This window comes from Actinomadura sp., assembly GCF_044508335.1.
In the GTDB taxonomy this organism is placed as follows: Bacteria; Actinomycetota; Actinomycetes; order Streptosporangiales; family Streptosporangiaceae; genus Spirillospora.
In genome coordinates, this window is sequence record NZ_JBIQHY010000021.1 from 3780 (window position 1) to 14753 (window position 10974).

Annotated in this window: 10 protein-coding genes; all 10 read right to left on the bottom strand. The window is 73.8% G+C overall.

Annotated features, from left to right (window positions below):
* A partial coding sequence (locus ACIWVC_RS10750; RefSeq protein ID WP_396454082.1) for a hypothetical protein occupies positions 1 to 496 on the bottom strand: 496 nt, incomplete at its 3' end.
* Positions 497 to 814: 318 nt separating this feature from the next.
* On the bottom strand, positions 815 to 2017 hold the full coding sequence (locus ACIWVC_RS10755) for a hypothetical protein (RefSeq protein ID WP_396445968.1): 1203 nt from the start codon (positions 2015 to 2017) through the stop codon (positions 815 to 817).
* Positions 2014 to 2826, bottom strand: coding sequence for a hypothetical protein (locus ACIWVC_RS10760; protein ID WP_396445969.1), 813 nt, complete (start codon positions 2824 to 2826; stop codon positions 2014 to 2016). Before ACIWVC_RS10760 ends, ACIWVC_RS10755 begins: the two co-directional genes overlap by 4 nt.
* 40 nt (positions 2827 to 2866) lie before the next feature.
* A complete protein-coding gene (locus ACIWVC_RS10765; protein ID WP_396445970.1) occupies positions 2867 to 3355 on the bottom strand; it encodes a hypothetical protein in 489 nt (162 codons plus the stop codon).
* Between the two features lie 32 nt (positions 3356 to 3387).
* Positions 3388 to 3891, bottom strand: coding sequence for a hypothetical protein (locus tag ACIWVC_RS10770; RefSeq protein ID WP_396445971.1), 504 nt, complete (start codon positions 3889 to 3891; stop codon positions 3388 to 3390).
* Between the two features lie 2 nt (positions 3892 to 3893).
* Positions 3894 to 5363 (bottom strand): glycohydrolase toxin TNT-related protein, encoded by a 1470-nt coding sequence (locus ACIWVC_RS10775; protein WP_396445972.1) that lies wholly within the window; start codon positions 5361 to 5363, stop codon positions 3894 to 3896.
* An 18-nt stretch (positions 5364 to 5381) separates the two neighbouring features.
* Complete coding sequence (locus tag ACIWVC_RS10780; protein ID WP_396445973.1) at positions 5382 to 6362, bottom strand: hypothetical protein; 981 nt, start codon at positions 6360 to 6362, stop codon at positions 5382 to 5384.
* The gene (locus ACIWVC_RS10785) at positions 6363 to 6779 is read right to left on the bottom strand and encodes a hypothetical protein (protein WP_396445974.1); all 417 of its coding nucleotides are present in this window, start codon (positions 6777 to 6779) and stop codon (positions 6363 to 6365) included. It abuts the gene before it with no gap.
* Between the two features lie 9 nt (positions 6780 to 6788).
* On the bottom strand, positions 6789 to 7643 hold the full coding sequence (locus ACIWVC_RS10790) for a hypothetical protein (RefSeq protein WP_396445975.1): 855 nt from the start codon (positions 7641 to 7643) through the stop codon (positions 6789 to 6791).
* A gap of 33 nt (positions 7644 to 7676) precedes the next feature.
* Positions 7677 to 10835, bottom strand: coding sequence for an ADP-ribosyltransferase (locus ACIWVC_RS10795; protein ID WP_396454083.1), 3159 nt, complete (start codon positions 10833 to 10835; stop codon positions 7677 to 7679).
* Positions 10836 to 10974: the final 139 nt, after the last annotated feature.

Genomic DNA, 10974 nt, shown 5'->3' on the forward strand with positions numbered 1-10974 from the left:
CCGACGAGGAGTGGCAGGAAGACGACCGCGGCGACGATGACCCTCGCGGACATGACGCCCTCCAGACCGACGTGTGGAAACCGTATCGTGCGCTGTCTCCGGCTCGCTTCGCGTTTGCTGAGTCGCTGACACCTGGGAGCAGGGCTCCGCCCCGGGCCGGGGCGCGCAGCCAGAGCCGGGTCGGCTTACGTCCGGGCACCTGCACGGTCAGGCGGGGCAGGACGCCGCCGCGCCAGCTGCTCCAGACCGGTCGCGCGCTGTCCGCGCTGACGTAGGCGGCGGTGAGGTCGTACCTTTGCCTGCCCAGGACGCTCCGCCGGACGAGGACCCGGCCGTCGAGCCAGAAGGCGCTGCGGTAGTGCTCGACCAGCATCAGGCCGATGAGCGCGTCAAGAAGCACGATCGGCAGCAGGACCACAACGCCCAGCATCATGTCCTCCGACGTGAGGAGCATTACGCCGAGCGCCCCCACGACCAGGCTCACCAGGGCGGTCACCGGGACCAGGCACCCCAGCCAGAGGGCCCACATGGGTCCCGGAGGGCCAACGTTCAGCCGGATCACTGGTCCTCCTTCGCCGGCCGGCGTCAAGGTGCCTTGTGAAGAGCTTCCTGGGCAGGAGCGGGTTCGTACGGGGAATGCGCTTTGTGCTCGGGGTGGCGTTGCTTCTGTGCGCACCGTTCAGCGTCCTGCCGGAGGCTGGGCGGTGCTCTTTCTTGCGGCGCTCTGCGCGTTTGCTGCCTACGTGGTGGTTCAGGTGGGGCTGCGCAGGGCGGCACAGGAGGTTGCGCGGGGCAAGGTGAGTTGAGCTTCGTCCTACATGGGGGGTGGGACGAGGATTCGGTGCAGGCGGAGTGTTTGCTTGGCGCGTTCGCGGACGGTGGGGTCTTCGGGCGGAAGCTGGGCGTTGTTCTCGCGGATGTGGCGCAGGAGGTCGGGCTCCGGGGGGATGCCGTGGTGCTCCAGGTGGTGGGCCACTCCGCCCAGCCAGATCCAGGTGCCGTCCGTCTGGTAGGTGTCGGGGACGGTCTCCGGGCGCGCGGGGTCGAAGAGGTCCCTGAAGCGGCGGCCGCTGTCGTAGGCGACCGGGGCCTCGCGCAGGTAGCGCAGGACCGCGTCGCGTTCGGCCGGGTCCAGGGCGGCGCGCTTCATGACCTCCGGGTCGCCCGGGACGGGGTTGTTCGCCAGCCGCAGTGACTGCTCGTAGACGTTCGCGCGGTCGCGGAGGTGCTGGAGGCTCGGCGCCTCCTGCTCGGTCGCGTCGGCCGGGACGGCGCCCGCGACGGGGTCGGCGGGCATGCTGCGGCAGCGGTCGAGGACGTCCGATACGGGGACGTTCTGCGCGTAGAGCTCGCGGAGCCGCAGCACCCAGGCGCCCGCGGCGTCGCCGCCGGGGGCGCCCGCGTCGGCGCGGGCCAGGAACATGGCCGCGGTGCCGCCCGTCCACAGGTAGCCGAGGACGAGGTCGCCCTGGGCGACCGGCAGGTACCGGACGGGGCCGTCGGTGGTGACGTCGTAGCTGGGCGGCAGCTCGAAGTGCAGTGGCCCCCAGCCCTGCGACCGGTCCATCGGGGTGCCGTCCGGGAGCTCGCCGGGGGGGACCGACTCCCAGGGGGAGCGTTCCGCGTCGGGGTTGGCGAGGCGCAGCAGGTCCTGCTTGTCGTCGGCGGTCTCCTCGCGGGCGCCGGCGGGGACGCCGCCGCCGCGCGGGTCCTCGGGGCGGCCGATCCACCGGCGGATCGCCTCGCGGGCGGGCAGGCCGGCGGCGTAGGACTCGCGCAGCCGCTCCGACCAGACGACCGGCGCGGAGTACGCCTCCCGCAGGAACTCGTTGCGCCGGATGAAACCGGCGGACCGGTCGTCCGTCCCGGCCCACAGGTAGCCGACGTGCCGGCCGTCCAGCAGCACCGGCAGGTGGACGACGGGGTGGCGCGTCCAGGTGGCGTAGCCCTCCGGCGGCTCGAACGCGGGCGCCGGCGGGCCGCTGAAGCCGCCCGGCGGCGGCGGAACGTTGCTCATGACGCCTCCGAGCCGGTGATGGTCGCGACCGCGGCGGAGCGGACGGGGTCGGCGACGTCCGGTATCTGGAACCCGCGCCGCCGGATGTGCGCGGCGAGCTCCGGTTCCGGCGGGACGCCGTGGGTGCGCAGGTAGTAGCCGACGGCGCCGGGCCAGATCCAGGTGCCGTCGGTGTGGTAGGTCAGGGGGACGTTCCGCGCGTGACCGGGGTCGAGGGCGTCGGCGTCGTAGCTGCGCGCCGCGAGCACGATCGGGGCCTTCTCCAGGTAGCGGACCATCGCGTCCCGTTCGTCGTCGGGGACGTCCGGCCGCCGCACCTCGGGCCGCCCGTCCGGGGCCGTGCCGTCGAACGGCTTGGCGATGCGCATGCCCTCCGCCGGGGGGGCGCCGAGCCAGCCGGGGGTGTGCTCGGGGTCGCGCGGGAACCTGCGGCGCTCGGCCTCGGCCGCGTCCGGCGGCGGAGGGGTCTGCCACCGCGGCTCGCCCTCGCGGTCGTACCGGACGTCGTAGGAGAACGGGAACGTCAGCGTGAAGACGGCCGAGAACCAGGTGCCGAGGCCGGGGGCGTACATGCCGGCGCGCAGCCGCTCGAACAGCTCGCCGAGCGCGGCGGGCGGGTCGAACGGGCTGGGCAGGCCGGGCCCGGTGACCAGGCGGAGCTGCCCGAGGGTCTCGGTGTGCGACCCGAGGGAGCGGTGCACGATCGTGCACTCCCCCCACCCCGGGGGGAGGGCGTGCGTCAGCAGCAGGGTGATCTGCTGGAGCAGGTCGTTCTGCTCGACGGGGTTCAGCGACCCGTTCTCGCTCACGACTTACCTCTTTCGTCCGTCCTGGGAGCTGGTCGGGTGGTCATCCGCCGTGCGCGCCCGCGGTCCGGCCGAGCCGCTCGCGCAGCCAGCCGGGGATGTGCCCGTCGGCGCGGGGGAACACGGCCAGGTCCCGCGCCCAGGCCTCGGCCGGGACGGGCGGATCCCACATCGGGTCGAAGTCCGCGTTGAAGCTGATCCAGTAGGCGCTCGGCGGGTCCATCATGAACCGCATCCCGAACCAGGTGCCCTCGTCCGGCCGGTACATCATCGACCGCAGCTCGCCCGCGATGAGCGCGCAGTCGCGGGGCGGGTCGGCGGCGGGGGACGTCCCGTCCGGCATGATCACGCTGAGCCGGACGTCGGCGACGCCGACCAGCATGAGGACGCGCAGGTCGATGCGCCGCCAGCCCGCCGGCGCGGTCTGCAGCACGGCGTGCCCGAGCCGCTGCGTCAGCTCCTCGTAGCGCTGCCGGTCGTACGGCCGCGGTTCCTGCGGCGGCACCGGGACCTCGGCGGGGGGCTGGGTCATCGCGTCGCTGCTCCTCTCCTCGTCGCGCAAGTCTATTGGTCCGGCGGGCGCGCGGCGGGCGGCGCGAGCCGCGCCCGGAGCCATTCGGGGACGGCGTTCTCCGCGCGGGGGAAGACGGCGAGGTCGCGCCGCCATTCCCCGGCGGGCGGCGGCGGATCCCACAGCGGGTCGAACGTGCGGTTGTAGGCGACCCAGTATGCGTCGGGCGGGTCCATCATGAACCGCATCCCGAACCAGGTCCCTTCGTCCTGCCGGTACATGATGGACCGTATTTCCGCGGCCGTCTCGAATATCTCGGGGACGGGCTCCACCAATGGCCGGGCGTCGTTCTTCTTCACAACTACCAGATCGGTTTCGCACACGTCCGCCAGCATGAGGATCTTGACGTCGATGCGTTTCCAGTCCTTCGGCGCGATGCGGGCGAGGGCCTGCCTCAGCCGGTCGAGGAGCCGCGTGTGGCGGTCCTCGTCGTAGGGGCGCGGCTCCTGCGCCGGGACGTCCGGCGGGACGAGCCGGACGGGTTCTCTCCTGGCCACGGCTAGCCCCCCGCGTCCCGGTGGTCCCGCGGCGGGACGGGGTCGCCGCCGGGGCCGCTGATCTCGGTCAGGTCGCCGGACTCCACGTGGTCCCTGATCGAGCGTTCGAGGTCGAACGCCCGGCCGCGCTCGTCGGGCAGCCTCTTCGGGCCCCGCTCGCCCGGGCGGTACACGGTGCGGGCGTCCAGGCCGGTGAGGACCGTCGCGCGGAGGGGCCGCAGCACCCGGTAGGTGCGGAGCGGGGTGTCCTCGGGGTAGCCGTGCAGTTGCCGCCGTTCGAACGGCGTGCCGATGGTGAAAAGGGTTCCGGTGTTGTCGCCGTCGTAGGTGTCGAGTTCCATGCCGGGTTGCAGCACCGTCTCCTCCTGCGGCGCCGGTCGCGGCGGGCTCGCTTCGGGGAGCGAATTCCCGACGTGCCATTCGAAGATCTGGTGGGTGCTGACGAAGTCGCCTCTCGCGGGCGCCGGGCCCGGATGGACGATGAAATACCCGCCCGGCCTGTTGTCGAGGGGCAGCAGTTCGAAGTAGCGGCGTCCCCGGGCGGCGGGTCCGCGCGGCCGTTCGGCGGCGATCGAACGCCGGATCTGCCTGGTGCCGTTGCCGGCGGCGGTATCGAGCCGCCAGGCGTCGATTCCGTCCCGCGGCCTCTTGGTCCTGCTGAGGACGCCCGCGCCTGCCAGGACCGACGAGTTCACCTCCGCGCCCGCCTCGGCGAGCACGGCGCCGGCCGCGAACGCCGCGGCGGCCGCGGGGTCGGCGAACGCCCGCCGCTCGACGGGTTCGCCGCCGTCCATGCGGACGGCCAGCCAGGCGGGCGGGAGATGGACGATCGACCAGCACCCGTCCGCGAGCCGGCCGATCAGGAACTGGTCGGCCGCCTCGGCGATCCGGTATTCGCGCAGCCTGGCGTGCGCCTTCTCGAACAGCCCGCCGAGCCCGCCGGGCAGCGCCGCCGCCAGGTCCGCCTCCCGCTGGGGCGTGAAGGCGCCGGGGTCGAACCGGTCCGCCGCCTCCTGGACGGCCGCCAGGTCCGCCATCCAGCCGGGGACGCGGTGCGGTTCCTGCGGGAACATCCGCAGTTCTTCGGCCGCGGCGGCGGGGGTGATCCGGTCCATGAACGCGATCTCGTCCACGCTGTGGAACCTGACCTCCCAGGCGGGTACGCCGCCGTCCGCGAGGGAGGTCGTGCCGGGCCGCAGGTGAACGGTGAGGTTCATCTCCAGCCAGGTGCCGTCGCCCTCGACGTACATCTGCGATCGGAGGTCGCGCAGCAGCGGGAGGACCCCGGAGTCCGGGATCAGCGACTCGGTTCTCTCGAATCCGGCGGGGATGACGGCCTGCTCGTAGGACGTGCCCACCGCGCAATAGGTGAACTTCATCGACATCAGGCCGCCGGGCGCGAGATGGAGCAGCAGCGACGCTATCTCGTCCAGGCGCGCGTCCTGCTCGGCCATGCTCAGCACTGCTCTCACCTCCTCGCCGGATGGGCGTCAGCCGTCCCGGCGCCCCTGACCGCGTTGTTCCCGGTAGATGCGCAGGGTCTCCGACTCGGTGATCCGGGCGATGTCACCGGCGTCGAGCAGCTCCGCGATCGGACGCGGGAGCAGATAGCCCTGCCCCTGCTCGGACGGCCCTCCGGAGCGGCGGCGGCCCGTGGGAACGGTGGTGTTCCGCACCGGGAAACCCGGATGCACCGTGAGGGGGCGCCGGACGACGAAGAATTTGCGCACCCTGTCCTTGCCCGACCTGTAGAGCCCGCGGCGCTCGAACGGCGTGTCCAACGTGAACAGGTAGGGCTCGTCGGTCTCGGCGTAACTGTCCAGAAGCGTGTTCTCCGGAAGCACCTGCCCCGTGCTCGCGCCGAAATCGCCGGGGAGGCGGCTCCGGACATGTGCGGTGAACAGATCGTGCTCCCGGAGGAAGAGGTCGCCGTCCGGGCCGGGGGTCCGCTCGATCACGTGGTAGCCGCCGGGGTGCGCGAGCACATCGTCCAGGGGGACGCAGGACTCCCCGTACCGGGGGCGCTCCTCATCGCGGGCGGCCGCCACCAGGCGCTCTCCCTCGTCCAGCAGCCTCCAGACGACCCGTCCCTCCGACTCGTCCCAGACGTGGCCGAGGACGCCCTGCTCCCGCAGCAGATCGCCGTGGATCGTCACGCGCTCATCGACGATCAGCCCGCCGGCCGCGTACGCGACGGCGTCCTGGGCCGACTCGAAGGACGCGACGTGCGCCGGCGCGGTCTCTGCCGCCGCCTCGCCGGAGACGCGGACGGCCAGCCATTCCCCGTCCCCGCGCAGCACCGACCAGCAGCCGGGTTCGAGCCGTCCCACCAGGAAACGCGACACCCGCTCGCCGGCGAAGTCGCGCAATACGCGGCGCGCCCACGCGAACGTCCAGGCGCTCTCCGGATGGAGCAGCCCGACGAGTTCGTGCTCGTCCTGCGGGACCGGCGGGAGCTCTTCAGGGGCCATTCAGGATTCCCCGGGCGTCCCCTGGCGCCCCTGCTCGCGCAGCTCCGCCTCGAACAGGTCGTGCGCGCGGAGGCGCAGCGTGTGGACGAGGGCGCGCTCTTCCGGGGTGAGGCGGCGGGGCACGGCGCGGGCCGCGTCCTCGATGCCGTTGATGGTCTCGTAAAGCGCGTACGCGGGCCCCTCACCGCGCAGCCTCCGCCCCCGGACCTCCTCGACCCGCTGGACGAACTCGTCGCGGGTCAGCGTCTCGATGTCGGCGGTCGTCCCGAACCAGATCTTGCGCAGGTACGACTTGTCGCGCTCGAACTCGCCGGTCCGGTAGGAGAGCGCCCAGACGGACACGCCGCCGTCGGGAGCCTCCTCGAAGACGACCGGCCTGCCCTCGTAGGCGTAGTACTGCGGATACTCTTCAGCCACTTCGCTCCCTTACCGGCGCGCGAGTTCGCGCAGCGCGTCGAGGCCCGGAAGTTCCTGCGCGCGCGCGTCCCGGCCGATGACGCCCGACAGCCTGTCCTCGGGCGCGAGCGCGCACCGCCGCAGCGCCTCCAGCGACGGCACGCCCTCCCGGTGGGCGTCGCTCAACCGCAGTTTCCACAACCCGGCCGCGACCTCGCCCGCCGTGCCCGCCGCCTCCCGGTTCAGGTAGCCGGCGGCGGCGCCGTCCACCGAAGCCCACACATACCCCACCACATCGCCCTGGACGGTGACGGGCAGGTAGCGGACGGGCGCGGACGTCTGCTCCGGGTAGGTCGGCGGCAGGACGCTGAACAGCGGACCGAACCCTTGCGACCGGTCGGCCGGCGTCCCGTCCTCGAACTTGCCGTCCTGGACGGACGGCCCCGCGGGCACCGGGTAGCCGGGCGCGATCACCTGGTGGAGGGCCTGCAGGCTGGGGGCCTCCTGCTCGGCCTCGTCCGCCGGGATGCCGCCGCCCACCCGGTCCTCGGCGGCGCCCTTCAGCCGCCGCACCGCCTCGGCGGCGGGCACGTCCGCCGCGTACGCCTCGGCGAGCCGGTCCTCCCAGTAGTCGGCGGCGAACATCTCGGTCTCCGACACGTCGGGCGCGAGCAGGAACCCGGCCGCCCGGTGCCGGACGGACCCCCACAGGCAGCCGATCACCCGGCCGTTCAGCCGCACCCGGTAGTAGATCACCGGCTCCCTCGTCCAGTGCGCGTACGACGGGGTCGGCGGCGGCAGCGGATCGGCGTCCGGGAACGGCGGCGGCGCCCCGGGCACGGGAGGGGGAGCGCCCGGGTCCCACGGGGGAGGCAGGTCACTCATCTCGCGCGCACCTTTCACATCGACGTCCGCCCATCATGGCCCTGACCTGGGCGGAGGAGGCGGAGCCGGCGGGATTACCACGGCCTCTACATCGTAGGTCGGGCGGCGCACCGAGGTTCCGTCGCGGAGCACGACCCTCTCGTATCCGGTGTGCACGACGCTGGTGATCTGGTAGCGGGTACCGCGCGGCAGGATCAGCTCCCGCTGGTCGGGGAACGCGCTCGCGGAGCCCATCCACAGCCCGCGGCTCCCGGGCGGCAGGACCAGGCGGACCCGGTTGCCGAACGAATGCCCGTCCACCTGGGCCGGGTCGCGTCCGAGCGACGTGGACATCGGGGCGGCCTCGGTCTGCACCGTGCCGACCAGGTTGGCGACGGGGTCGCGCCCGTTCAGCGGCAGGCCGTCCCGGCCGAGCAGGAAGTTGAGGTCGGACAGGCCGCGCACCGCCTGGACGGGCTCCGGCAGCGGCTGGTTCAGCGCCTGGTCAAGCTCGGCGATGCGCCGCCAGAACGCCTGCTCCGTCGGCTCCTCGCCGAGGTACTGGCGCAGCCAGTGCCGCTCCTGGTGGTCGGCGCGCAGCTGTTCGAGGCGCGCCGTCACCGACGTCAGCGGCGGCGCCAGCAGCCGGTCCACGAGCTGCCGCTGGTGCGGGTCGAGGTCGGTGCGGCTCCGCAGCCGGACGATCTCCTCCAGCCGGGTCGGCATCCGCCCGCCGTTCAGGTGGTGCAGCTGCACGGCGGACCACTCCGACCACGCGAGCCGGTTCAGGTGGGCGCCGAGGTCCGGGCCGCCGGGACGCAGGAACCGGTTCGGCATCGACTGCCGCGTGTACCACCAGGCGGCGCGCCGCAGCGGCTCGGGCAGGTGGCGGAAGACGTGCCCGAGCCGGTTCTCGCCGTACCGCTCGCCCTGCCGGTCGGTGTCGAACCGGTGGACCCCGTCGGGGTCCGTCCGGCCCTCCGGCCGCAGCCAGTCGCGCAGCCCGCGGGCCTCCGCGTCCGGCGGCTCGCCGTGCGGGTCGCGCGGCCCCGCGTCGCCCTGCGGGTGGCCGGGCGGGCGGGCGTCGTCGCCGGCGAGGACGGTGCCGTCGGGGCGGTGCACGTCCCAGCCGCCGTCCGGCGGCCAGGTGGGACGCTGCCGCCCGTCCGCGTCCGTGCGGCCGGACGAGGCGAACACGTTGCCGTCGGAGTCGGACCAGGCGAGGCCGCGCGGCGCCACCACCGGCACGCCGAGCCGCTGCGCCAGCTGGGCGGCGAAGTCGCCCTCGCCGGTCCGGCAGGACAGCAGCATGACCCGGCGGCCGTCCCAGTCGGGGTCGCTGCGGATGAGCGCGGCGAGGTCGTCGGCGCTCAGCCGCCTCCCGTTCACCCGCAGCCCGTCCGCGTCGCCGTGCCCGTCGACCACGAACGTGTCGGGGTCGGGCGCGACGCGCCGGGCGAGGTCGCGCATGGCGGTCTCGTCCGGACCGAAGAACGACCGCCCGGCCGGGGTGCTCTCGCTGTCCCGGAAGACGTCGTGCAGGTGCTCCGGCAGATCGCCCGGCACCGGGGACCCGGTGTCGCCCGTACCTGACTCGGTGTCGCCCGTACCGTCGCCGTCCCGGTCGTGCGGGGACTCGTCCGAGTGCCGCTGGACGTCGCCGGCGCCGTGCTCGGCGCCCGGCCCGTGCGCGGGCGTCGTGCCCGGCCCGTGCGCGGGCGTCGCCGGTGAGGGCTCGGAGTACCAGCCGTACTTGGCCGCCACATCCGGCCGAGCTGCCCCCGCCAGCCGAGCCGCCGCCCCGTCCCCCGGCGCAGGACCGTCGCCCGGCGCCGACCCGCTACCGGAGGACGGCCCGTTTCCTGGCGCTGGTCCGTTGCCGGATGCCGGTGCGTCGCCGGGGACGGGTCCGTGGCCGGGCACCGGGCCACTGCTCGGACCTGGATCGCTGCCCGGAGCCGGGCTGCTGCCGGGGGTCGGGCCGTCGCCGCTGGGCGGAGCGCTGTCGGGAAGCGGCGCGCCGCCGGGGGCGGGGCCGGTGCCCGGAGCCGGGCCATTGCCGGACGGCGGCGGACCGTCGTCCGGGTCGGGGCCGGAGCCCGGGGGCGAGTCGTCCGGCGGTGGCGTGCCGGTCGTTCCGCCGGTGCCGGGGCGCTGATCGGGGCCGGCGAGCGCCTCGTCCAGGGCCTCCTGGAAACGGCCGATCACGCGTTGCTTGATGGCCTCGTCGAGCGCGGCCTCTTCACGGGTGACGTCGCGGTTCTGGGATTCCGCGACGTTCGGCAGGTCCCGGCGCACCTCGTACAGGGAGTGCTCGTAGGAGGCGACGTCGTCGATCGAGCGCAGGTGCAGCCGCAGCTCGCCGATGTGGCCGTTCGGCATCCGGATCGTCAGCTGGACGTCGCGGTAGCCGCTCGGCACCGGGTTCTGCATCCGGTCCTTAACCGACGTGATCTGCACGCCGTGCTCGCCGGCGATCCGGTGGATGCTGCCGAGCGCCTGGTAGAGCCCCTCCACGGAACGGAACTGGATCCGTGCGCCGAGCAGGTCGTTCAGGCGGCTCGCGTCCCCTCCGTAGTCGCCAATGATCTTGTCGAGGGCGCGGACCCGGTCCTTGTCGCCCGGACGCAGCTTCGGGTCCGCCCCCATCTCCGTGAGTTCCGGGTCGTGGACGAGCGCGTGCAGCAGCGCCTCGGACTCGTGCTTGGCGTCGTACAGGCCGTCCAGGTACTCGTTGAGGTACGGGTCGTCGCGTCCCAGGTCCGGGTCGACCCTGGACAGGTCGAAGTCCGGCTGGTCGGGTGCGACCCGCGGTTCGAGGCTCTCCCCGGGCTGCCGCTCGTTCACGACGGCGTCGGCCAGGTCCCGGCTGATCCGCTCCTGCTCGGGGGTGAGCGGCGTCGGCTGCGCCTTCACCCCGTCCCCGCCGAGGATCGCCTCCGCGCCGCGCTCGTTGACGTCGTGCACGGCCCCTTCGAGGATGCCGACGGCCTCGGGGTGGCTCAGGACGCTGTTCAGCGTCTTCGGCCGAGCGAGAAGCGAATCGCGGAGGGACGTCTCCAGGTCGTTCAGCTCCCGCCCCGCCATGATCCGGGCCAGCTCGGGGTGGTTCGGCAGCGTGTCGCGCAGCTGCGCGGCCAGTTGCTCGCCGAGCGGCTCTCCGGCCCGGTCCAGCATCTCCCGGACCCGCGGGTCGTCGTGGATCTGCCGCATCACCTCGTCGGACGCGCGCTGCGGGGGCGCGTCATCCGAGTGCGGACCGCCGTCCGGGCGGGCCTGGCCGTCCGGGCGGGGCTCGCCGTCCGGGCGGGGCTCGCCGTCCGGGCGGGGCTCGCCGGCCGCTGGTTCCGGG

What these genes read in the sequence shown, in the direction of transcription:
- ACIWVC_RS10755 (WP_396445968.1), bottom strand. Translation starts at nt 2,017, where the DNA reads ATGAGCAACGTTCCGCCGCCGCCGGGCGGCTTCAGCGGCCCGCCGGCG.
- ACIWVC_RS10765 (WP_396445970.1), bottom strand. Translation starts at nt 3,355, where the DNA reads ATGACCCAGCCCCCCGCCGAGGTCCCGGTGCCGCCGCAGGAACCGCGG.
- ACIWVC_RS10780 (WP_396445973.1), bottom strand. Translation starts at nt 6,362, where the DNA reads ATGGCCCCTGAAGAGCTCCCGCCGGTCCCGCAGGACGAGCACGAACTC.
- ACIWVC_RS10790 (WP_396445975.1), bottom strand. Translation starts at nt 7,643, where the DNA reads ATGAGTGACCTGCCTCCCCCGTGGGACCCGGGCGCTCCCCCTCCCGTG.
- ACIWVC_RS10795 (WP_396454083.1), bottom strand. Translation starts at nt 10,835, where the DNA reads ATGCGGCAGATCCACGACGACCCGCGGGTCCGGGAGATGCTGGACCGG.